Origin of the sequence: Microcoleus sp. Pol11C2 (assembly GCF_036701505.1) — a bacterium.
GTDB lineage: Bacteria > Cyanobacteriota > Cyanobacteriia > Cyanobacteriales > Microcoleaceae > Microcoleus.
In genome coordinates, this window is the sequence record NZ_JAUBQX010000037.1 from 17,790 (window position 1) to 40,581 (window position 22,792).

The 22,792-nt window shown below is 45.1% G+C and carries 17 protein-coding genes; 8 read left to right on the top strand and 9 right to left on the bottom strand.

All coding sequences use genetic code 11. The features are described from left to right. Positions 1-42 precede the first annotated feature (42 nt). From QUA42_RS19545 to QUA42_RS19555, 3 genes are all read right to left on the bottom strand, one after another. Positions 43-327, bottom strand: coding sequence for an ATP-binding protein (locus QUA42_RS19545; protein WP_333139283.1), 285 nt, complete (start codon positions 325-327; stop codon positions 43-45). Continuing rightward, positions 306-677, bottom strand: a complete 372-nt coding sequence (locus QUA42_RS19550; protein ID WP_333139285.1) for a hypothetical protein — start codon at positions 675-677, stop codon at positions 306-308. Before QUA42_RS19550 ends, QUA42_RS19545 begins: the two co-directional genes overlap by 22 nt. Positions 678-882: 205 nt before the next feature. Next, positions 883-1,509, bottom strand: a complete 627-nt coding sequence (locus QUA42_RS19555) for an ATP-binding protein (RefSeq protein WP_333139288.1) — start codon at positions 1,507-1,509, stop codon at positions 883-885. Between the two features lie 344 nt (positions 1,510-1,853). Between QUA42_RS19555 and QUA42_RS19560 the strand changes: the two genes are divergently transcribed. The 6 genes from QUA42_RS19560 to QUA42_RS19585 all read left to right on the top strand — a co-directional run bounded on the left by QUA42_RS19560 (position 1,854) and on the right by QUA42_RS19585 (position 11,847). Then, a complete protein-coding gene (locus QUA42_RS19560) occupies positions 1,854-3,218 on the top strand; it encodes an NACHT domain-containing protein (protein ID WP_333139290.1) in 1,365 nt (454 codons plus the stop codon). 1 nt (position 3,219) lies between these two features. Further along, a complete protein-coding gene (locus tag QUA42_RS19565) occupies positions 3,220-5,577 on the top strand; it encodes a WD40 repeat domain-containing protein (protein WP_333139292.1) in 2,358 nt (785 codons plus the stop codon). Between the two features lies 1 nt (position 5,578). Then, positions 5,579-7,819, top strand: coding sequence for a WD40 repeat domain-containing protein (locus QUA42_RS19570; RefSeq protein ID WP_333139294.1), 2,241 nt, complete (start codon positions 5,579-5,581; stop codon positions 7,817-7,819). 1 nt (position 7,820) lies between these two features. Next, positions 7,821-10,040, top strand: a complete 2,220-nt coding sequence (locus QUA42_RS19575) for a WD40 repeat domain-containing protein (protein WP_333139296.1) — start codon at positions 7,821-7,823, stop codon at positions 10,038-10,040. Further along, positions 10,037-11,161, top strand: coding sequence for an ATP-binding protein (locus QUA42_RS19580; protein WP_333139298.1), 1,125 nt, complete (start codon positions 10,037-10,039; stop codon positions 11,159-11,161). Before QUA42_RS19575 ends, QUA42_RS19580 begins: the two co-directional genes overlap by 4 nt. A gap of 104 nt (positions 11,162-11,265) precedes the next feature. Further along, complete coding sequence (locus QUA42_RS19585; RefSeq protein WP_333139299.1) at positions 11,266-11,847, top strand: HAD family hydrolase; 582 nt, start codon at positions 11,266-11,268, stop codon at positions 11,845-11,847. Between the two features lie 15 nt (positions 11,848-11,862). Here QUA42_RS19585 and QUA42_RS19590 read toward each other — a convergent pair whose 3' ends face one another. The 5 genes from QUA42_RS19590 to ftsH2 all read right to left on the bottom strand — a co-directional run bounded on the left by QUA42_RS19590 (position 11,863) and on the right by ftsH2 (position 19,629). Continuing rightward, positions 11,863-13,092, bottom strand: a complete 1,230-nt coding sequence (locus QUA42_RS19590; RefSeq protein ID WP_333139301.1) for an ATP-binding protein — start codon at positions 13,090-13,092, stop codon at positions 11,863-11,865. Positions 13,093-13,098: 6 nt separating this feature from the next. Then, positions 13,099-15,645 (bottom strand): PAS domain S-box protein, encoded by a 2,547-nt coding sequence (locus tag QUA42_RS19595; protein WP_333139303.1) that lies wholly within the window; start codon positions 15,643-15,645, stop codon positions 13,099-13,101. A 125-nt stretch (positions 15,646-15,770) separates the two neighbouring features. Continuing rightward, positions 15,771-17,060, bottom strand: a complete 1,290-nt coding sequence (locus tag QUA42_RS19600; RefSeq protein WP_333139305.1) for an aminopeptidase P N-terminal domain-containing protein — start codon at positions 17,058-17,060, stop codon at positions 15,771-15,773. A 138-nt stretch (positions 17,061-17,198) separates the two neighbouring features. Then, positions 17,199-17,609, bottom strand: a complete 411-nt coding sequence (locus tag QUA42_RS19605; RefSeq protein ID WP_333139306.1) for a hypothetical protein — start codon at positions 17,607-17,609, stop codon at positions 17,199-17,201. A gap of 133 nt (positions 17,610-17,742) precedes the next feature. After that, on the bottom strand, positions 17,743-19,629 hold the full coding sequence (gene ftsH2, locus QUA42_RS19610; RefSeq protein WP_333139308.1) for an ATP-dependent zinc metalloprotease FtsH2: 1,887 nt from the start codon (positions 19,627-19,629) through the stop codon (positions 17,743-17,745). 322 nt (positions 19,630-19,951) lie between these two features. Here ftsH2 and QUA42_RS19615 point away from each other — a divergent pair, with 322 nt between their 5' ends. Then, a complete protein-coding gene (locus QUA42_RS19615) occupies positions 19,952-21,034 on the top strand; it encodes a ParM/StbA family protein (RefSeq protein ID WP_333048413.1) in 1,083 nt (360 codons plus the stop codon). A 20-nt stretch (positions 21,035-21,054) separates the two neighbouring features. After that, positions 21,055-21,573, top strand: coding sequence for a hypothetical protein (locus tag QUA42_RS19620; RefSeq protein WP_333139310.1), 519 nt, complete (start codon positions 21,055-21,057; stop codon positions 21,571-21,573). 190 nt (positions 21,574-21,763) lie between these two features. Here QUA42_RS19620 and QUA42_RS19625 read toward each other — a convergent pair whose 3' ends face one another. Then, positions 21,764-22,687 (bottom strand): hypothetical protein, encoded by a 924-nt coding sequence (locus tag QUA42_RS19625; protein WP_333139312.1) that lies wholly within the window; start codon positions 22,685-22,687, stop codon positions 21,764-21,766. Between the last annotated feature and the right edge of the window lie 105 nt (positions 22,688-22,792).

Genomic DNA, 22,792 nt, shown 5'->3' on the forward strand with positions numbered 1-22,792 from the left:
CCTTTATGTTGTGAATAGACGGGTGGCAATTTCAGAACAGCTTTAGTGAAGAGTAAAGGCCAGGTCGTTCCAACTAAACAGAGTTTTTTCGGGCAATTCTTCTTTTAGCTTGGTCTTGAGGTCAAAAGGCTTGCCCCAATCCCATATTTCGATCTCTAGGCGTTTGTTAAATACTGCGATCGCCAGTTCTATTTTCGGAGTTTCCAATGACCGATTTGTGTTCGCGTGGCGAACAGCATGGGTAAAACCCTCGATCGCCGCAAGCTTACAAAGCTGCAAAACTGTCTCGGGAATGGGTAGAAGCTCTAAAAAAACTGCTCGACCCACCAGAAAACTTGAGTAACAGCCTGGAGCGAGCTACGTACTTGAAGTTTAATTTTGTGAAGTGGCTGCTTATAACTTCGATCGGATTGGGGATTTCGTTGCTCTTGAAGCCAGTTAAAGCTGTGTAAGACATCGATCGCACGCTTAAAAAAAGTAGCTTGAGTGCTAGGTTGTGGTGGTACTAAAGCTGGCTGAAAATATTTTACAATTAACAGACAGTTTCGACCCTCAGATGTGCGGGTATAACTTAGCTCATCGGCAATTTTGCCAATAAGTTTTATACCTATTTTTCCTATTTCATCGATTTCGCTAAAATCTTCGTCACGGTGCGAATTGCCTAAGTTAGAGTTCATAACGGTTTTCTCTGCTAAATATTGAGCTTTTTTGTTTCTACAGATATCCTACTGAAGCAAAAAGGGAGAATGAAGGGCAGGCAAGGTTAGTTTTAATTTGCTATCTGCCATGATTTTTAGGGCAAATCGGGCAGGAGATTAAAACCTATCGATCCTAGTCAGGCAGAACTAATTAAAGAATGATTGGCAGATATAGTCATCTTTGCTAAAACATAAATTGCAGCTCCTTTAAACCGAAGGTATCTTTTGCTGGCGATTGTTCAGGTGCAACTTTTCCTTGGCAATTAAGAGGCTTTCCCCAATCCCAAATTTGAATTTCTATGCGTTCGTTAAAAACTGCTATCGCAAGCTCGATCGGAGTGTTTGATGGCATATTTTTGTGGTGGTGAATAGCATTGATAAACCCCTCCACCGTCGCAAGTTTACAAAGCTGCAAAACTTCTTCGGGAAGTGGTAGATTCTCTAACTGTTCGACCCACCATAAAACTTGAGTGACAGTGGCAATATCACTATTGAGTTGAAGGGTAATCTTTTGCAGTGGCTGGTTAGAACTTCGCTCGGATTGGCTAGTTTTTTGCTCTTTCAGCCAGTTGAAAATGTTTAAAGTATCGGTCGCTCGCTTAAAACAATCAGCTTGAGTGCTAGGGTGAGGTAGTACAGGCTGAAAATATTTTACAATTAACAGACAGTTTCGATGGTCAGAAGTGTGGGTATAACTAAGCTCATCGGCAATTTGGCTAATAATTTTTATACCTATCCCCAGTGATGGGATTTCATCCATTTTGCTATAATCTTCGTCTGGGTGTGAGTTGCCGAATAAGTTAAGATTCATTTCTAGTGACCTCCAATGTTTATCAAAAATTGCTTTTGTGCTTCTGATCAAATCATCGCATCACTTTAATTGAGTGAAGTTGACCAGAGGTATAAAGTTAGGTCTATTAGAGGTCGGTATAATCAAAGTATACTCAAGGTATAATTAAACTACTGTCATGCAGAGTCCCGATTCTTCGCAAGGCTCAGGACTGGGAAGCATCCCAGCCGTCTAAGAGCTCATTGGCAAGGCTCAGGATGATTTAAGTGCATGATGCGTAAGTTGTAATAAAGTTAAATTAGGGGTTAACCTAGATGGATTGGCAAGAATTCCTTAGACGCGAATCTGGGACACATGGATTATCGATGGAACACACCGAAACATTATTAGCAGCACTCTCCTCTCCTGAAAGAGCACCCCTCAATCAGGCACAGCTTTCAGTAAAATTCAGCATAACAGAAGCTGCTGTAAAACAGCGGATGGGAGAGATTTATATGAGGTTTGGAAATAGTTTTCCTCAACTTCTTGACCAAAAAGGTGCCGGTAAATTAAATCTATTGTTTATAAAATTAAAACAGAAGTATTATCCAAAACCAGACCCAGTATTTGCCCCCTACCCTGAAGAATTTAGATCGTTAATAGAAGAAAAAATTCGGAGGTTTTGCGGACGCGGATTTGTTTTTGAGAATTTTGAACAATTTATCACCGAAAATCCTCACGGTTATTTTACAATCGTCGGGGATGCGGGAATGGGCAAAAGTTCGATCGTTGCCAAATACGTCTGGGAACATCAATCTCCCTGCTATTTCAATATTCTCGTCGAACGTCGCAACAGACCAGAATTGTTTTTGAAGAGCATTCGCCGACAATTAATTGACCGCTATCAATTGCCAAATTCAGAAGACGCCGATTTACCAACTTTACTGGCACAGGTGGCAGGAAAACTCACGGCGGGCGATCGTTTGGTAATTGCAATTGATGCACTGGATGAAGTCGAACAAGAACCGGGAGGAAATCTTTTACATTTACCGAAAAATCTGCCCACTAACGTATATTTTCTGCTGACGCGGCGACCCTATGCTTCTGATAAAAAGCAGTTGTTAGTAGATGTTCCGGTAAAAGAGTTAGATTTAAGAGAGAGCGAGTATGTTAATTTCAATCGGGAGGATATCAAAGAGTATATTCGGTATGCGATTAATACCGATACGGAGTATAAAGATAAACTGAGAAACTGGATTCACAATCGCAGCATTTTAGATACAACTTTTGTCGAGCAAGTGACCAACAAAAGCGAAAACAATTTTATGTATTTGCGCTATGTTTTGCCTGCAATTGCTAATGGTGATTACAATGACTTGAGTTTAACGCAATTGCCCGATGGGCTGCAAGAGTATTATCAAAGCCATTGGGTGCGGATGGGAATGGAAGCTAAGCCAGGGCAATTGATGGAGATTGTCTTGTATATTTTACTAGAGATTGGCACGGCGATTCCCTGCCAGATGATTGCTGGAATTGTCAAGGTGGATCAATGCGATGTGGGAAAGGTTTTAGAAGATGAGTGGGTTGAGTATTTGAAAAAGCAGAATGTAGGCGAAGAAATCTGCTATACCATCTATCATGCTAGTTTCCTTGACTTTCTGAAAGGCAAACGGGAGATGGATGCAAAGCGGAGAATTTTTAAGCAAGTAAATCAACGGATTGCTGAGTATTTAGAAGAGGGGATGGCGTGAGATGGGAGAATTTGCTGACAAGTTAGCTTCCAAACCCCTTTCCTATCAACGTGCTTATCTCGGCAGCTTACTACCAAATTATGTCAACTCAGGGAACTTAGAAAAGTATTATCAAAAACTGACTGATTTTAACTTTCTGATGGCAAAGATTCAGCATCCTGAGTTTGGGGTGCAGGCACTTATTGATGATTTCAATTTGGTTGAGGATTCAGAAGCAATAACTCACCCAGAGTACAATCCCGAAACAGCGAAAGCCCTGAACTTGATTCAAGCGGTACTGTGGATGTCAGCCGATATTTGGGAGCATGATAAGACGCAACTGGCAGGGCAATTGTTAGGGCGCTTGCTGCACTTTAACATTCCGGCTATTCAGGCAATGCCAGAGGTAGCAAAGCAGTGGAAAGCAACACCTTGGTTGCGTCCTTTGACACCCTGTTTAACTCCCCCTCGCAGGGGACTACTACGAACCCTCGAAGGTCACAGCAACTCGGTAAATGGAGTCGCTGTCACGGAGGATGGGAAGCGAGCGATTTCTGGTGCATCGGACAACACGATCAAAGTCTGGGATTTAACAACTGGAAAGGAAGAATTTACTCTCAAAGGTCACAACCACTGGGTAAATGCAGTAGCCGTCACTGCTGATGGCAAAATGGCGATTTCTGGTTCGTGGGACAACACGATCAAAGTCTGGGATTTAACAATTGGAAAGGAAGAGTTTACTCTCAAAGGTCACAGCAAGTCAGTATATGCAGTTGCTGTCACTGCTGATGGCAAACTGGCAATCTCCGGTTCGTGGGACAAAACCATCAAAGTCTGGGATTTAACAACTCGAAATGAATTGTTTACTCTCAAAGGTCACAGCGACTTGGTAAAAGCAGTAGCCGTCACTGCTGATGGGAAGAGGGCGATTTCTGGTTCATCGGACACCACCATCAAAGTCTGGGATTTAACAATTGGAAAGGAAGAGTTTACTCTCAAAGGTCACAGCAACTCAGTATATGCAGTCGCCGTCACTGCTGATGGGAAGAGGGCGATTTCTGGTGCAGCAGACAACACCATCAAAGTCTGGGATTTAATAACTGGAAATAGACACTTTACTTTCAAAGGTCACAGCAACTCAGTATATGCAGTCGCCGTCACTGCTGATGGGAAGAGGGCGATTTCTGGTGCAGCGGACAACACCATCAAAGTCTGGGATTTAATAACTGGAAATGAACACTTTACTTTCAAAGGTCACAGCAACTCGGTAAATGGAGTCGCTGTCACGGAGGATGGCAAGCGGGCGCTTTCTGGTTCGTGGGACAAAACCCTCAAAGTCTGGGATTTAACCACTGGAAATGAACAGTTTACTCTCAAAGGTCACAGCAACTCGGTAAATGCAGTTGCTGTCACTGCTGATGGGAAGCAGGCGATTTCTGGTTCAAGAGACAAAACCCTCAAAGTCTGGGATTTAACAACTGGAAATGAACTGTTTACTCTCAAAGGTCATAGCTACTCGGTAAATGCAGTTGCTGTCACTGCTGATGGCCAAATGGCGATTTCTGGTTCAAAAGACAACACCCTCAAAGTCTGGGATTTAACAACTGGAAAGGAACTGCTTACTCTCCACAGCTACTCGGTAAATGCAGTTGCTGTTACTGCTGAGGGCAAAAGGGCGATTTCTGGTTCAAAAGACAACACCCTCAAAGTCTGGGATTTAACAACTGGAAAGGAACTGTTTACTCTCCCCAGCTACTCAGTAAAAGCAGTTGCTGTCACTGCTGATGGCAAACGGGCAATTTCTGGTTCTGATGACAACACCCTCAAAGTCTGGGATTTAACAACTGGAAAGGAAGAGTTTCCTCTCAAAGGTCACAGCTACTCGGTAAATGCAGTTGCTGTCACTGCTGATGGCAAACGGGCGATTTCTGGTTCTGATGACAAAACCCTCAAAGTCTGGGATTTAACAACTGGAAAGGAAGAGTTTACTCTCAAAGGTCACAGAAACTCAGTAAATACATTAGCCGTCACTGCTGATGGGAAACGGGCGATTTCTGGTTCAACAGACAACATCCTCAAAGTCTGGGATTTAACAACTGGAAAGGAAGAGTTAACTCTCACTGGTCACAGCAGCTTGGTGAATACAGTCGCCGTCACTGCTGATGGCAAAATGGCGATTTCTGGTTCGTCGGACAACACCCTCAAAGTCTGGGATTTGTCGAATGGAAATATCATTGCTAGTTTCACGGGTGAAAGCCCGATCGCCTGTTGCGCTATTGCACCGGATGGAGTCACAATTGTCGCAGGCGACGAATCCGGCCGCGTATATTTCCTGCGACTCGAAGGGATTACTGAGTATTTAGAAAAGGGGATGGCGTGAGATGGGAGAATTTGCTGACAAGTTAGCGGCTAAACCACTTTCCTATCAACGTGCTTATCTGGGCAGCTTACTGCCAAATTATGTTAAGTCAGGGAATTTACAAAAGTATTATCAAACACTGACTGATTTTAATTTTCTGATGGCAAAGCTTCAGCATCCTGAATTTGGACTACAGGCGCTTATTGATGATTTTAATTTAGTTGACGATTCAGAAGCAGTAACTAACCCCGAGTACAATCCAGAAAAAGCGAAAGCCCTGAACTTGATTGAAGCGGTACTGTGGATGTCAGCCGAGATTTTGGATGAAGATAAGACAAAACTGGCAGAACAGTTAGGGCGCTTACGCTACTTTAAAATGCCAGAGATTCAGGCAATGCTGGAGGTAGCCAAGCAGTGGAAAGCAGCACCTTGGTTGCGTCCTTTGGCACCCTGTTTAACTCCCCCTTGCAGGGGGCTACTAGGCACCCTCGAAGGTCACAGGAACTCGGTAAATGCAGTTGCTATCACAGAGGATGGCAAGCGCGTGATTTCTGGTTCCTCGGACAACACCATAAAAATCTGGAATTTAAGCACTGGAAAGGAAGAGTTTACTCTCACAGGTCACAGGAACTCGGTAAATGCAGTTGCTATCACGGAGGATGGCAAGCGCGTGATTTCTGGTTCCTCGGACAACACCATAAAAGCCTGGAATTTAACCACTGAAAAGGAAGAGTTTACTCTCACAGGTCACAGCAACTCGGTATATGCAATAGCCGTCACGAAGGATGGCAGGCGGGCAATTTCTGGTTCAGCGGACAAAACTCTCAAAGTTTGGGATTTAACTACTCGAAAGGAGCTGTTTACTCTCGAAGGTCATAGCAACTCAGTATATGCAGTAGCCATCACGAAGGATGGCAAGCGGGCGATTTCTGGTTCGTGGGACAAAACCCTAAAAGTCTGGGATTTAATCACTGGAAAGGAAGAATTTACTCTCAAAGGTCACAGCTACTCAGTACATACAGTAGCCGTGACTGCTGATGGCAAGCGGGCAATTTCGGGTTCAAGAGACAACACGCTCAAAGTCTGGAATTTAACAAGTGGAAAGGAAGAATTTACTCTCAAAGGCCACAGCTACCCAGTATATACAGTTGCTGTCACTGCTGATGGGAAACGGCTGATTTCGGGTTCAAGAGATAAAACCCTAAAAGTTTGGGATTTAATAACCAGAAACCAATCGTTTATTCTCGGAGGCCACAGCGGCTGGGTATATGCAGTAGCCGTCACGGAGGATGGGAAACAGGCGATTTCTAGTTCAAGAGACAACAGCATCAGAGTCTGGGATTTAACAAATCAAAAGGAAGAGTTTACTTCTCATGGTCATACCTATTTGGTAAATGCAGTTGCTATCACGGAGGATGGGAAGCGGGCGATTTCTGGTTCAGAGGACAGCACGCTCAAAATCTGGGATTTAACCACTCGAAAGGAGCTGTTTACTCTCGAAGGTCATAGCAACTCAGTATATGCAGTAGCCGTCACTGCTGATGGGAAGCGGGCGATTTCTGGTTCAGAGGACACAAACCTCAAAGTCTGGAATTTAACAACTGGAAAGGAAGAGTTTACTCTTAGAGGTCATAACAACTCAGTCAATGCAGTAGTCGTCACTGCTGATGGCAAAAGGGCAATTTCTGGTTCAGCGGACAAAACTCTCAAAGTTTGGGATTTAACAACTCGAAAGGAAGAGTTTACTCTCACTGGTCACAGCTACTCGGTAAATGCGGTAGCCCTCACCGCTGATGGCAAACGGGCAATTTCTGGTTCAGAGGACAAAACGGTAAAAGTCTGGGATTTAGTAACTCGAAACGAACTATTTACTCTCGTGGGCCACAGCGATTCGGTAAATTCAGTTGCCGTCACTGCTGATGGCAAGCGGGCGATTTCTGGTTCAATTGACAACACCCTCAAAGTCTGGGATTTAACAACTCGAAAGGAAGAGTTTACTCTCACTGGTCACAGCTACTCGGTAAAAGCAGTCGCTGTCACTGCTGATGGCAAGCGGGCGATTTCCGGTTCATCTGACAAAACCCTCAAAGTCTGGGATTTGTCCAGTAGAAATGTCATTGCCAGTTTCAGGGGTGAAAGTTCGATCGCCTGTTGCGCTATTGCACCCGATGGAGTCACAATTGTGGCAGGCGACGCATCCGGCCGCGTATATTTCCTGCGACTAGAAGGGATTACTGAGTATTTAGAAAAGGAGATGGCGTGAGATGGGAGAATTTGCTGACAAGTTAGCGGCCAAACCACTTTCATATCAACGTGCTTATCTGGGCAGCTTACTGCCAAATTATGTTAAGTCCGGGAATTTACAAAAGTATTATCAAACACTGACTGATTTTAACTTTCTGATAGCAAAGATTCAGCATCCAGAGTTTGGGGGGCAGGCACTGATTGATGATTTCGATTTGGTTGGCGCTTCAGAATCATTAACTCACCCAGAATACAACTCAGAAAAAGCGAAATCCCTCAACTTGATTCAAAGGACACTCAGGTTGTCGGCACATATTTGGGTTCGAGATCGGACGCAACTGGCAGGGCAATTGTTAGGTCGCTTACTGTACTTTGAAATGCCTCCGATTCAGGCAATGCTGGAGGTGGCAAAGCAGTGGAAAGCAGCAGCTTGGTTGCGTCCTTTGACACCCTGTTTAACTCCCCCTCGAAGGGGATTGCTACGCACCATTGAAGGTCACAGCAACTCGGTAAATGCAGTCGCTGTCATTGCTCATGGCAAGCAGGCAATTTCAGGTTCAGGAGACAACACTCTCAAAGTCTGGGATTTAACAACTGGAAAGGAACAGTTTACTCTCACAGGTCATAGAAACTCAGTCAATGCAGTAGCCGTCACTGCCGATGGCAAGCGGGCAATTTCTGGTTCGTGGGACAACACCCTCAAAGTCTGGGATTTAACCATTGGAAAGGAACTGTTTACTCTCAAAGGTCATAGCAACTCAGTAAATTCAGTAGCAGTCACTGCTGATGGCAAGCGGACAATTTTTGGTTCTTTTGACCACACCCTTAAAGTCTGGGATTTAACAACTGGAAAAGAAGAATTTACTCTCAATGGTCATAGCAACTCAGTAAATTCAGTAGCCGTCACTGCTGATGGCAAACGGTCGATATCTGGTTCAAGAGACAAAACCCTCAAAGTATGGGATTTAACCACTGGAAAGGAAGAGTTTACTCTCAAAGGTCACAGCAACTCAGTAAATGCAGTAGCCGTCACTGCTGATGGCAAGTTGGTAATTTCTGGTTCATCCGACAAAACCATCAAAGTCTGGGATTTAACAACTCGAAAGGAACTATTTACTCTCAGAGGTCATAGCGACTTGGTAAATGCAGTAGCCGTCACTGCTGATGGCCAGCGGGCAATTTCTGGTTCGTGGGACAACACCCTCAAAGTTTGGGATTTAACCACTGGAAAGGAAGAGTTTACTCTCGAAGGTCACAGCGACTCAGTAAATGCAGTAGTCGTCACTGCTGATGGTCAGCGGGCAATTTCTGGTTCTTTGGACACCACCATCAAAGTCTGGGATTTAACAACTGGAGATGAACTATTTACTTTCAAAGGTCACAGCCACTGGGTAAATGCAGTAGCTGTCACTGCTGATGGTAAGCGGGCAATTTCTGGTTCGTGGGACAACACCCTCAAAGTCTGGGATTTAACAACTCAAAAGGAACCGTTTACTCTCGAAGGTCACAGCAACTGGGTAAATGCAGTAGCCATCACTGCTGATGGGAAGCGGGCAATTTCTGGTTCAGATGACAACAGCATCAAAATCTGGGATTTAACAACTGGAAAGGAAGAATTTACTTTCAAAGGTCGCAGCAATTTGGTAAAAGCAGTCGCCATCACTCCCGATGGGAAGCGGGCAATTTCTGGTTCAGATCACAACTGTATCAAAGTCTGGGATTTAACAACTGGAGATGAACTGTTTACCCTCGAAGGTCACAGCGACTGGGTAAATGCAGTAGCCGTCACGGATGATGGCAAGCGGGCGATTTCTGGTTCATCCGACAAGACCATCAAAGTCTGGGATTTAACAACTGGAAAGGAACAGTTTACTCTCGAAGGTCACAATAACTGGGTAAATGCAGTAGCTGTCACTGCTGATGGCAAGCGGGCAATTTCTGGTTCTTTGGACAACACCATCAGAGTCTGGGATTTAACAACTGGAAAGAAACTCAAAGATCATAGCAATTCGGTATATGCAGTAGCCGTCACTGCTGATGGCAAGCGGGTAATTTCTGGTTCAAGAGACAACACCCTCAAAGTCTGGGATTTAACAACTGGAAATATCATTGCTAGTTTCATGAGCGAAAATCCGATCGCCTCTTGCGCTATTGCACCCGATGGAGTCACAATTGTGGTAGGCGAAGAATCCGGTCGCGTATATTTTCTGCGCCTAGAAGGGGTGGAGGCACTAACATGAATTCCTCACCTCTGTCAACTCCCATCTCTACCGCTGCTTACCCAAAAGAATTTCAGCAACTCCTGCGAGAAAAAACCGAGAATTTTGCAGGTCGCAAGTTTATTTTTTCTGCGATTTCCGACTTTCTGGACTCCCACAGCCGCGGTTATTTCACAATTGTCGGCACTCCCGGCTGCGGCAAAAGTTCCATCCTCGCCCAATATGTCAGGGCCCATCCTCGCAGTATCTATTACAACGCTGCAGTTGAGGGCAAAAATCGAGCTGAAGATTTTCTCGCTTCTGTCTGCACTCAACTGATTGACAAATACCTTGCGGCCAATGGGGAAACATCCGAAATCCTCAAGCTCAAATCTCAAATTCAAAATCTCGAATCCGATGATGGGAGTTGGTTTTTGTCTTTGTTGCTTCAGCAAATTAGCGATAAATTAAACGATCGCCAAAAGTTGATAATAGTCATTGATTCTGTAGATGCGATCGCCCGCACGAGTCAGCCTCCCAGTACCAATCTGTTTTACCTGCCGAGATATTTGGGCGATCGTACTTATTTTATCCTCGCCCGCCGCCCGTTTTTGAGAGAGAAATCCGGTTTGTTAATTGAAACCCCCTCTCAAACCCTCGATTTAAGAGATTATCCCGCCCAAAATCGCGAAGATGCCCTTAACTACATTCAGCAATACCTATCAACCGCACCGGATTTAACTGCACCGGAATTGGGCCACCAACTCGCCACTCTCAGCGAAAACAATTTCATGTATCTGAGTCAGATGTTACCTGCCATTAACGAGAATTCACACCCCGATGCTAATCTGGGGGAGTCCTCACTTGTCTCTGAACTTCCTCCCGGTTTAGCAGCGTATTATCAAAACCACTGGCTGCGGATGAGAGGTGATGGCTTATCGGCGATCGAGTTGTCTGTACTGAATGTTTTGGTACAATCAACAGCAAGTTTATCTGTAAGTGCGATATCCAATATAATTGATCAGGATGAATACGATGTTGAAAAAGCGTTAGACAATTGGATCGAGTTCTTCAATAAACAAGAAATTGGAGGAGAAATTTGCTATGGTTTGTATCATGCCAGCTTCCGCGAATGGCTGGAAAAACAATCTCTTTTAGAATGACGAGTTTACCTAGACTTGCATTTCTTCTCTTCAGTCCGCGCAGGCAGACTTTGTTTATGTAGACGCGATTTCAATCGCCAAGTTATATCAAATATAGTACAACAATGAAACGAGCAGTATTTCTTGACAGAGATGGCGTTCTCAATATCGAAGCCGGCTACATCCACAAAGTAGAAGACTTGCATTTAATCCCCGGAGTAGCCCAAGCTGTACGCCGTTTAAATGACAAACAAATATTTTGCTGTTTGGTTTCCAATCAATCCGGCCCGGCGAGGGGTTATTATCCAGTCAGCCACGTAGAAGCTTTGCACAAACGCCTTTGTCAGCTATTAGAAAATGAAGCAGGAGCCAAGTTAGATGCTCTTTATTACTGTCCTTATTTAAGCGCAGCCGAAGGCGGAACCAACCCAGAATTCACGCGATATACAACGTGGCGAAAACCAAATACAGGGATGTTGGTAGCGGCCGCTTGGGAACAGGATTTAGATTTGCGAAATAGTTTTATGGTCGGGGATAAAGCGACTGATGTTGATATGGCTCACAATGCCGGCTGTACTGGTATTTTGGTGCAGACTGGTTACGGGGAAAGTGTGTTGAGTGGGGAGTATCAGCACCATACTAAACCGGATTTTATTGCAGCAAATTTAGCGGTGGCTGTGGAGTGGATTTTGCAACACTTTGATTAGTCTTTGTAGTGGCATTTAACTTGTTTCTCGTTGAGTCTTACAGGAAAGTGCTACGTAAGGAAGCGCGACTGTGAAGGTTGTACCCACGCCCATTTTGCTTTCGCAGGCGATCGCGCCTCCTTGCAATTCCACAGCTTTTTTAACAATTGTTAATCCCAAACCGTTACCTTTAATCTTTCCCGTATTCTTGCAGCGGTAAAACATTTCAAATATTTTCCCTACTTCAGTTTCTGGGATGCCGATACCTTCGTCTCGAATACGCAGAATTAGTGAGGGAGAGTTAATATTTGTAAATTGGGAATTGCCAAACAAACACTGAGGAGATAAGCAGAAAATAGCTTCTTTGTCTCCCTGACCTGCTTGACGGTATTCCAATTCCAAGGTGACTTGCCCGCCGTTGGGAGAATATTTGATGGCGTTGACGATTAAATTGGAGAGAATGCCATGCAGCAATTGTTGATCTAATATTGCACTGGTAACATCTGACGGGATTAATGTTAGTTTGTGCTTGGCTTCATTTCCTAACTGCAATTGACCGAGCAAATCTTGACAAAATTCGACTAAATTTATCGGTAATGGATTGCATTTGAGTTGACCTGCTTCTGCTCGACCCATGAACAGCATATCGTCGATTAGCTGGTTCATCTTCTGGGTAGCTGAGTGCACCAGCCGCAGGGTTCTAACTTGGGATTCGTCACTGCTGCGAGTTCGATCGAGATCCAGAAGTTCCGCAGAAATTAAAATCGCGTTGAGGGGATTCCGCAATTCGTGAGCGGCCATTGAAATATACTGGTTTTGGCGGTGCGATTTTTCTTCCACTGACTCTTTAACTGCTTCCGCGGCTTTGAGAGATTCTCGCATCTTGGTTTCGATTTCGTGTCTGTGCAGGGCAATCTCGATCGCCACCCGCAAATCATTTTGTTGAAATGGTTTGATAATATAACCGAGTGGGTCTGTAAGTTTCGCTCTTTGCAGCGTTTTATCGTCGGCATAAGCTGTTAAAAATACTGTCGGCACATTCCTATTAGTTCGGATTTTTTCTGCCGCTGTTACCCCGTCTATCTCACCTTTAAGCACGATATCCATCAACACTAAATCTGGCGGGTTTTCTAGAGCTTTTTGAATTGCTTCTTCTCCTGAAGAAACTGTAGCTGTTACTGCATACCCCAGTTTTTTTAATCGGCCTGCTATGTCTTGCGCTACAATAACTTCGTCTTCGACCACCAAAATTTTTATAGGGTTCATTTTTCCTTAAATGCGTCGCCGATAATTTAACTCTTTAAAAATTAGAGTGTAGCAGGTTCCACACTGACTGTCAATTGCAATACTCGCCTCTAATTGGCACGACAACATTCTCACTAATCGCAATCCTAATGTTTCGGCATTTTTTACGTCGAAACCAGCCGGGAATCCGCTACCATTATCTTGAATAATTAATTGAAGTTCCTGAGAACTTAATTCATTAAATTCTATGTTAATTTCACCGGCTAAACTTTGCCTAAAAGCATATTTTAAGGAATTAGACACTACTTCGTTAATAATTAAACCGCAAGGAATTGCTGTTTCTATGTTTAAATAAATTGGGTCAAGGTTAAGATTGAATTTGATAGCAGTGTTGCCGCACCCAAAAGATTGATACAAATTAGCAACCAAGTTTTCGACGTAGGGGGGAAGGTCGATGCGATCGAGATGTTCGGATTGATACAATTGCTCGTGAATCAGAGCCATTGAATGGATGCGGGTCTGGCTTTCTTCAAATAAAGCTAGCGTCGGTTCGTCTTCAATATATTGAGCTTGAAGTTGCAGCAGGCTGGAAATTACCTGCATATTATTTTTGACTCGGTGGTGAATTTCTTTGATCAATACTTCTTTTTCGCGGAGTGCTGCTTGGATGCGGGTCTCGGTAAATTTGCGATCGCTGATATCTTCGCAAATACCCGCGATGCGGTAAATTTTGCCGGATTCGTCGTAAATGGGAAAAGCTCGATCGCACACCCAGCGAATTGTGCCGTCTGGCAGAAAAATCCGATATTCGGTATTGGTGGACTCGCCCTGCAACACTCGTCCCATTGCCTTTTCCAACAGGAGTTTATCTTCTGGATGCACCCACTGCATCATTTTTAATGGATCAGCATACAATTCTTCGCGACTGCGCCCCCAGATTTGTTCGTAAGCTGGACTCAGATACAATAAATCGGTGAATTCCGCAGACATTAGCCAGACGGAATCTTGGATATTTTCTGCTAGCTGGCGGAAGCGTACTTCACTTTCGCGGATGGTTTGTTCTGCCTGTTTGCGTGCGGTAATATCTACTGCAATGCCCACCATGCGGTAAACTTTACCAAAGTGATTTCTAATCGGAAAAGCCCGATCGCGAATCCAGCAGGTTTTGCCGTCCGGCCTGACAATTCGATATTCTATCTCGTCTTCAGACTCAATTTGTCTAGTTAAATTAGCAATAACGCGCTCACGATCTTCTGGATGGAGGGAATCTGCAAAAAAGCGCCCGTTAGCATACAAATCAGCGCAGCTTCTGCCCCAAATCTTTTCGTAACCCGGACTGATATAAATAACTTCCTGGGGTTGAACGTTTACCATCCAAAACACGCTTTCAATGTTTTCTGCTAGCTGTCGGAACCTTTCTTCACTTTCTTTCAGCGCTGCTTCTGTTTTTTTGCGATCGCTAATATCGCGCTGCACGCCAAAATAGCCCATGATTCTGCTGTGGGAATCGTAAATGCAAATATAGTCGCCTTCTACCCAAAATGGAACCCCGTCAAACTTGCGATTTTCATTTTCGATGTGAATTCTGCCAGCCTCAAAAAATTGCCTTATTATCTCTCTGCTACCAGTCAAGTTGTGCGAAAATAAAGAGTCAAGCGTCCGGCCAATAAACTCTTCCCTGGTACCTCCGTATTGAGCTATCAAAGCATCGTTTGCCTTCGTTACCCGCCCCTTAGCAAATATGTAATCCAAGACTTTTTCTTTGTCAACTGTATCGTCCCAGTGTACGGGTTCGTCCAGCATCATAAAGAAAAAACCATCTAAAGATTGAGAGAAAAACAATTCTAGCTGTTCCTGGCTTTCTCGCAGAGCTTCTTCGGCCTGCCAGCGATAGATAATTTCTTCCCGCAATTGAGTGTTGGCTGTTTTTAAGTCTTCAGTGCGCTTTTGATATTTAATTTTTAGCTGATTTTTGATTTCTTGCAGCGCTATTTCTGCCTGTTTTTTTTCGGTGATATCCTGAGTAACTACCATGCCGGCAAAAATTTCTTCCCGGTCGTTTTTGACGGGAGCAATTGTTGTTGAATAAACGCGACCGCCGTATTTATATTCAAAAGTATTCTCTTTTCCTGCCAAAGCAGCGCGATATGTAGTCTCAAAAAGTGGCAAATCTTCAGGTGGCGATACTTCCCACAATGTTTTACCTTCCAACAGTTCTTTTGACAAACCAACTACTGCCAAACCTTGACCGTCAACCAGGGTATAGCGCAAATCGCGATCGAACAAAAACACCGAGCCATTGGGATAATGTTTGATGAGAGTTCGGTACATTTCCTGGCTTTTTTCCAGAGATGCGATTAACTGAATGCGATCGTCCTCGGTGATATCCGATTCCGTTGCCCAAGCCGAAGAGTCCGCATTCTCCACTGCTTTGAGTTGTGCTTCTAATTTATGGCACAATTCTCTCTGCTGCTGCAAATCCTCTTCAAGTTGCCGAATTTTTGCTTTTTGCTCTGCTACTAATGATTCGCAGGTTTCGAGAGGTCGATCGATCTTGGTAGGATCAATACACATAATTGCTCTAGGTTTGCCAGTTGCGGACTTGAGCTTTTTCAAGTTAATACTAACAAAGCTCAAGCCTTTACTGCCAACTTAATTAGACAGAATCTTTTTTGACTTGTGTCTAAAGCCTTCTACCTTTATTTAGGAACTCCCGCCGTCAAGACTTCATGGCTGTCAAATGTCACCAAAACATCATCTTCAATTCTCACGCCAATCCCGCGCCATTTTTCAGGAACCTCCGGCTGTCCTTCCACGGGTTTAATATAAGGAGAAATATAAATCCCCGGTTCCACCGTCAGCACTTGTCCGGCCTGCAAAACTTGCGGATTTTCGCCGTACTGATAAACGCCGACATCGTGCACGTCCAATCCCAGCCAATGACCAGTGCGGTGCATATAAAATGGCTTGTACTTCTCTTCTTTAATTATCTCTTCAATGTCGCCCACCAAAAGTTTTAAATCCATTAAACCTTCCACCAAAACGCGCACCGCTGTTTCGTGAATTTTGCTGTAAGGATTTCCAGGATATACTTGACTAATTGCCTGCAATTGTGCTTGCAAAACTAAGTCATAAATTATCTGTTGTTCGGCTGTAAATTTGCCGCTAACAGGAAAGGTGCGAGTAATATCGGCGTTGTAGTACCCGCAAGCACAACCGGCATCTATTAGCAACAAATCGTTTTCCTGCATTTGCCGGTTGTTTTCGATGTAGTGTAGGACGCAAGAATTGTAACCGGATGCAACAATAGAAGGGTAAGCCGGAGTACAGCCATTTAAGCCAAAAGTATGTTCTATTTCAGCTTGAATTTCATATTCGTATCTGCCGGGTTTGGCGAATTCTTGGGCGCGGTTGTGCGCTGCAACTGAGATATTAGCCGCTTTTCGCATTAATGCTAATTCAGTTTCGCTTTTCACCAGCCGCATCGGGTGTAAAATGATGTTGGAATCTGCGATTGCTGTGGGGCCTGTGCCGCGTTTTGGGTAGGTTGCCATCAAGCGCTGCCAGTGATTGAGGACTGTTTGGTCGAAACTACGATCGCGCCCGAAGTGATAGTATATGCGATCGGCCTTTTCTAAATATTTCGGCAATTTTTCTGCAAGTTCCGTAATGGGGAAAGCTTCATCCGCGCCGTACAATTCCTTAGCGCCTTCTACTCCGGCGCGATAACCGTGCCAAGTTTCTTTTTCCAAGTCTTTTGGCTGCACAAACAACACAAATTTGTGTTCTTCGTGGTGTGGCGCCAGCACTGCTACCGCCGCAGCTTCATTGAAACCGGTTAAGTAGAAAAAATCGCTATCTTGTCGGTATGCGTATTCTACATCGTTGTGCATGACGGCTGCGGGCGCGCTGCGAAATATCGCCGTCCCGCTGCCAATTTTTGCCATTAATTGTTCACGTCTTTGCCTGTATTCGGTGGGGTTGGTCATTCGATTTTAGATTTTAGATTTTAGATTTTAGATTGAGTGTAATATTAACATTCGGCGGTTTCAAGCGCTGCTTGTCAGACTTGCACCCGCAAGCCCAGGGTTGAAGATATAGGTGATCTGTTTTTTTTCTTGGTCTACTTATTTATTCTCTTGTTCTGCGATCGCCAATTTACAAGTATAGTCAACCAGCCGAGACAAAGATGAGTGGCCATCGACTAAAGTCCATTTCGGAGAGAAATTCGACCAATTTTCGCCATCTTGGCTAACTCTGACAGTTCTCAACTGTCGTTGCTGGCAGTCAACTTCCATTTGCGCCAACAATTTATCGTTATTAAACTGTTGAGTTACTAAAATAGTTCTGACTGGATAAGAGGGAGCACCGGGAATATCGGATTTGCTTAATTCAACGCTGCTGGAGTCGATGCAAATATCTACAAAACATCTTGATTTTTCGGCGCTGGCGCTCAAAGTATTGAGTGAAAAAAATATCCAAGTTGCTATAAAAAAAAATGACAAATTCTTAGTATGTATGGCAAATGTAGTAGTCATCTGCGTTAATTGGCGTTTAGGGGTGGTTTAATATTATTGACAGTTTAATAAAAAAGTAGGGACGTGGAAATAGTGCTGCGTCCCTACTTTTTAAAGACACGGCATTGCCGTGTCCCTAATCTTTAAACAAGTCTTAAAGCTGAGGAACGTATTGTTCTTTTTCAGGAACAAAAGTGTATTCAGAGACGATTAGGCGCAACTCTTCGCCGTCGATGGTTTCTTTTTCGATCAACAAATCGACTAAGCGATCAATCACGGTGCGATTTTCGCGAATAATTCGGCGCGCGTCGTCGTAGCAGTGATCGACAATTGCTCGAACTTGTCCGTCAATCCGAGAGGCTATTTCTTCGGAATATTCCGATCGCGCTGTGTAGTCGCGGCCGAGGAAAATTTCGCTTTGCTGAGCTTCCAGGGCGATCGGGCCCAAGGTAGACATCCCATAGCGAGTCACCATTTGGCGCGCCATACCGCTTACTTGCTGCAAGTCGTTGCCGGCACCGGTGGTTACTTCGGCATCGCCGAAAACTACTTCTTCGGCTGCGCGGCCACCCAAGGCACCGCTAATGCGGGCTAAAATTTGCGATCGAGAAATCAAACCTTGGTCTTCGCTGGGCATGAACCAAGTCAAGCCGCGCGCTTGTCCGCGAGGAACTAAGGTAACTTTTTGAACTGGATCGTGGGCTTGAATGATTGTACCAACGATCGCGTGGCCGATTTCGTGGTAAGCAATCAAGCGCTTGCTCTTGCTGTCCACCAAAGGAGTGCCTTCCATACCTGCTACCACGCGATCGACTGCATCGTCAACTTCGAGCATGGTAATCGCTTCTTTGCGGCGTCTCGCTGTTAAAATAGCCGCTTCGTTGAGCAAGTTGGCCAAATCAGCGCCGGTAAAACCAGGAGTGCGGCGGGCAATCGCGTCCAAAGAAATCTCTGCAGACAGCTTTTTGTTGCGCGCGTGAACTTCCAAAATTTCCAAGCGGCCTTTGATATCCGGCGTATCTACGCTAACTTGGCGGTCAAAACGTCCCGGACGCAGCAGCGCTGAGTCGAGCACATCAGGGCGGTTCGTGGCAGCAATGATGATAATGCCAGTATTGCCCTCAAAACCGTCCATTTCGGTCAGCAATTGGTTCAGGGTTTGTTCCCGTTCGTCGTTACCGCCACCGATACCGGCGCCGCGTTGGCGACCCACTGCATCGATTTCATCGATAAAGATGATGCAAGGAGCATTTTCTTTCGCTTTCTTGAACAAGTCCCGAACGCGGGAAGCGCCAACACCGACGAACATTTCCACAAATTCCGAACCGGAGATGCTGAAGAAAGGCACGCCGGCTTCGCCTGCGATCGCTTTTGCCAGCAGGGTTTTACCGGTTCCGGGAGGGCCAACTAGCAGCACGCCTTTGGGAATCTTCGCCCCGACTGCGGTGAAGCGTTCAGGTTTTTTGAGGAATGTCACCACTTCTTGTAGTTCTTCTTTGGCTTCCTCAACGCCTGCTACGTCGTCGAACAGTACGCCTGTTTTAGCTTCCATTTGAAAGCGAGCTTTGGATTTGCCAAAGTTCATGGCTTGGCCCGGGCCGCCGGGAACGTTGCCACCGCGGCGGAAGAGGAAAAACAGGCCTCCTACTAACAAGAGGGGAAATACTAGATTGCCTAAAAGTCCCCAGACAGCGCCGTCGTTGCGTAGTGGGTGAGTGTCGAAGCTGATTTTGGAGTCTCTGAGCCTAGAAACCAGTTCCGGCGCATTTGAGGGCAAGTCTACCCGCCACCGCTGCTCGTGATTGTCCAGTTCGGGATCGACTGCTAGGACAATAGCCGTCCGACCTCCGTCGTAAAGGTCAACGCTGGTCACTCGACCGGCGTTTAAGTAATCTAAGAATCGACCGTAGCTCAGGCGTGTGCTGGCGGTGTTCTTGCTCATTTCAGCGGGGGATGGGGCAAAGGCCCCCTGCCACAAGAAAAAGCCGATGACTAAGGCGGGTATAGTCCAAAGTAGTATAGTTCGCCAAGAAATTTTCATAAATGCGGATGCCTTGAATTGGGGACAGATCGGGTAAGATCGCGGTGTTGGAGAAGTGCGACAAAAGTTTACACTCAGAATCTTAACTAAATTTAACTTAACAATGCACTCTCAGGCAACAGAGCTTTGAGGACGATGGCTCCAGAAAAAGTTAGGTTAGTTACGGTAAGGGCGATCGTCCCGAATATAATGTTTGGTGCTGATTTCGATACCGATCTAGGTAGAGTTAGAAGAATCGCCGCAAAACCCACTGTCTTTAAGCGTGGCAGTGTCAAGGGATAAGGCATGATAATGGTGAGGCTCAGTGAGGTAACACATTTCAATGACAACTAGACAGCTTGTTCCTAATTCGGCTATGCTGACCCAGCAGACTAAAGTCGCTTCTAACAAATCGATTATTAGTGCAGATTTGGGTCGGACGGCAACTAAAGCTTGCGTGAGTCGCAACCCGAGTAGCGTTGTTTTCATCCCTGCCAACGTGGCTACTATGCCCGTGGAAAAGGTGCGGGGTGGCAGCTTTGAGTCGAAAGCAACAGACCCTCTGTTGGATATGTGGCTGGAGTACCAGGGCAAGGGGTACGCTATAGGTCAATTGGCTGCAGATTTTGGCGCTAATCTCGGTGGCGCTGACCAGTCGAAAGTAGTAGATGCTTTGGTTAAGGTCTTTTCCTGTGCTGGATATTTCCAAATGAAGGGCGACATAGCAGTTGTGCTGGGTTTGCCGTTTTATTCGCAGGATCAGTTTGAGAAGGAAAAGGAAGAGATTATCAGCCAACTGCGCTCTCCCCACGTTGTGGTGTACCGGGGCGAGCGTGTGGATATTAATATCAGTCACGTTTGGGTGATGCCGGAAGGGTTCGGCAGCCTGATTTGGTGCGAGGCTCAAGATAACAAGGAGTTTACGCCGGAGTTGCCCGAACTGTCGGTGGCTGTTGTTGATATCGGACACCAAACTACCGATTTGTTAATGGTCGATCGTTTCCGGTTCGCCCGTGCGGCTTCTAAGAGCGATTCCTTCGCAATGAACAAGTTCTACGAACAAGTTGCCTCAAAGATTCCGGGAGCAGACCCTCAATCTCTGTCTTTACTGGAAGCAGTGAATAAACCCGAAGGCCAGCGTTTCTACCGTCCCAGAGGAGCGACTAAGCCGACTAATTTAGATCCGATTATTAAGGATTTGCGGGAGGCTTTCGCTAACGAACTATCCGAACGTTTGGTGCAGTGGTTGCCCGAACGTGTGACGGATGTGGTTCTGACTGGCGGTGGCGGTGAGTTTTTCTGGGAGGTTTTGCAACCTTTGCTTAAAGACGCCAATCTTAAGGCTCACTTGGCTCAGCCTTCCCGAAAAGCGAATGCTTTGGGACAGTTTATTTATGCTGAGGCTCAGCTAGCCACGATAAAGTAACGCATTAAGGCTTGAACCCTATGGCACTGTGGGCAAAAAATAAGGCGAATTTCTCGGTGGCGTTTACGGAAGATGCTGCGGATCAAACTTTGCTGGCCGCTATTGAAAAAGAGTTGGCTTTCACGAAGTATCAGACTTTCAGCAATCTCTGCAAGCAAGCTTTGTGGCAGTTTTTGTCTGTATCTGAGTCTGCTAGCTCTACACAGAGCTTTCAGCGGTTGGAACAGCGTATTGCTGAACTTGTGGTCAAATTTGCTGAGTTTGAGCACAATGTTTCGGCAGAGGAATTAAGCCGTTTGGAGGGACTGGAACATCACCTGAATCAACTCAGCGCCCAGTTGGATCAGTTGCAGGGGAGTGTTAACAGTAAGTTTGATCAAATTTCTTTTGCCCCAGTTTCAAAAGTAGTAGAGCCTGGCCCGATTGAGTCTGAGTCTGTGGTTGATGATAATGTAGTGCCTGATGCTGAGGTTGCTCCTCCTCGGAATTCCGATCCTTTGTTGGAGCGTTTAAGTTCTTTGTTACCCCAAGATTTCTAAAATGAGGTAGACCAAGGCTAAAAAGCCTTGAGATGTAATGTTAGTGGCCCGCTGTTGGTAGCCGGTACTGAATACAGACACAAAGCGATCGCTCTTTTGAAAAAAAAGGGCGATCGCTTTGTTATTTGTCAGTTCTCAGTTGACTGTTGTCTGTTTTCTGTGGTTACAAATTACCAATTACCAATTACCATTATTCGATTAATCCTAATTTTTGTAATCGCGAACGAATCGCACTAGGCTGTCGCTGAAATCTCTGAGCTAATTCGTCAATTTGTTGACCGCTAGCATATTCTTTCTTCAAATTTTCGTCTTCATCCTGACTCCACTTGACATAAGCTCTGGGATATTTCTGGCGAATTTTCTCATTCTGGGTTTTTGGTCGATAACCATTCTTTTGATCTGCATTCAAAGCAGAACCCAACTGTGGGTTGATTTCCCCACCGCGACTAGCTAGCGCCTCTTGCACGCGGTTGGGAATCACAGCAATTTCTTCTGAGAGCTCAGCCAAAGCAGTGTCTACTTTTTGCTGAAGTTCTGTTAGCTGCCGCTGCTGCAAACTCCCCCACTGTGGCAGTTCGTTGATAAACTGCTGCAAGTCCAGAATTATTGTTGTCAAAGTTTCGACTTGTTGCAACTCCGGTCGCTGTTTGAATTGGCGGCTGGTGAGTTCGATCTCGCTTTGAATCATTTTAATAGTTTTTTCTAAAATTATTAGTCGCTGGCGCAGGTTCTCAATTGCTGAAATTAGAGAGTGTACGTTTTCTCCAGGCGCAACATTGAGATTTTCGCGAGATGTTTGAGAAAGAGCTTCGTCTAAAGCATTTACAGCAAGCTGCAATTCCTCGATCGCGCGATCGGTAGTAGCTGCTTGTTGATTTACGCGATCGAACGTGGCCGCCGTATTTGCTTTAACTTGCCTGTGCAGCTTTTGCCGGTTCACAAAATTCAACACCAACGAAATCACTACAGGCACTTGAGCATAAACGCTCTGCCCCCAAACCAAACTAGCAGCCAATCCCACTGCTGAGGCAGCAATAAAAACCACTTCAGCAGTTTCTAACCAATTGCTGGACTTGGGATTTTGGATTTTGGTGGGTGAATTAGATGATGACATAGGCTAATACCATTTTAGATTTTAGATTTTAGATTTTAGATTTTAGATTTGGAATGACTGAGGAAGCTCGGAGTTGGGATCACCGGCCTATAGTTACATTCTTTT

Excerpts from the sequence above, each read along its gene's own strand:
- QUA42_RS19560 (WP_333139290.1), top strand. The coding sequence starts at position 1,854 with ATGGAACACACCGAAACATTATTAGCAGCACTCTCCTCTCCTGAAAGA.
- QUA42_RS19625 (WP_333139312.1), bottom strand. The coding sequence starts at position 22,687 with ATGTCATCATCTAATTCACCCACCAAAATCCAAAATCCCAAGTCCAGC.
- QUA42_RS19590 (WP_333139301.1), bottom strand. The coding sequence starts at position 13,092 with ATGAACCCTATAAAAATTTTGGTGGTCGAAGACGAAGTTATTGTAGCG.
- QUA42_RS19595 (WP_333139303.1), bottom strand. The coding sequence starts at position 15,645 with ATGTGTATTGATCCTACCAAGATCGATCGACCTCTCGAAACCTGCGAA.
- QUA42_RS19555 (WP_333139288.1), bottom strand. The coding sequence starts at position 1,509 with ATGAATCTTAACTTATTCGGCAACTCACACCCAGACGAAGATTATAGC.
- QUA42_RS19580 (WP_333139298.1), top strand. The coding sequence starts at position 10,037 with ATGAATTCCTCACCTCTGTCAACTCCCATCTCTACCGCTGCTTACCCA.
- QUA42_RS19565 (WP_333139292.1), top strand. The coding sequence starts at position 3,220 with ATGGGAGAATTTGCTGACAAGTTAGCTTCCAAACCCCTTTCCTATCAA.
- QUA42_RS19600 (WP_333139305.1), bottom strand. The coding sequence starts at position 17,060 with ATGACCAACCCCACCGAATACAGGCAAAGACGTGAACAATTAATGGCA.
- QUA42_RS19575 (WP_333139296.1), top strand. The coding sequence starts at position 7,821 with ATGGGAGAATTTGCTGACAAGTTAGCGGCCAAACCACTTTCATATCAA.
- QUA42_RS19605 (WP_333139306.1), bottom strand. The coding sequence starts at position 17,609 with ATGACTACTACATTTGCCATACATACTAAGAATTTGTCATTTTTTTTT.
- QUA42_RS19550 (WP_333139285.1), bottom strand. The coding sequence starts at position 677 with ATGAACTCTAACTTAGGCAATTCGCACCGTGACGAAGATTTTAGCGAA.
- ftsH2 (WP_333139308.1), bottom strand. The coding sequence starts at position 19,629 with ATGAAAATTTCTTGGCGAACTATACTACTTTGGACTATACCCGCCTTA.
- QUA42_RS19585 (WP_333139299.1), top strand. The coding sequence starts at position 11,266 with ATGAAACGAGCAGTATTTCTTGACAGAGATGGCGTTCTCAATATCGAA.
- QUA42_RS19615 (WP_333048413.1), top strand. The coding sequence starts at position 19,952 with ATGACAACTAGACAGCTTGTTCCTAATTCGGCTATGCTGACCCAGCAG.
- QUA42_RS19620 (WP_333139310.1), top strand. The coding sequence starts at position 21,055 with ATGGCACTGTGGGCAAAAAATAAGGCGAATTTCTCGGTGGCGTTTACG.
- QUA42_RS19570 (WP_333139294.1), top strand. The coding sequence starts at position 5,579 with ATGGGAGAATTTGCTGACAAGTTAGCGGCTAAACCACTTTCCTATCAA.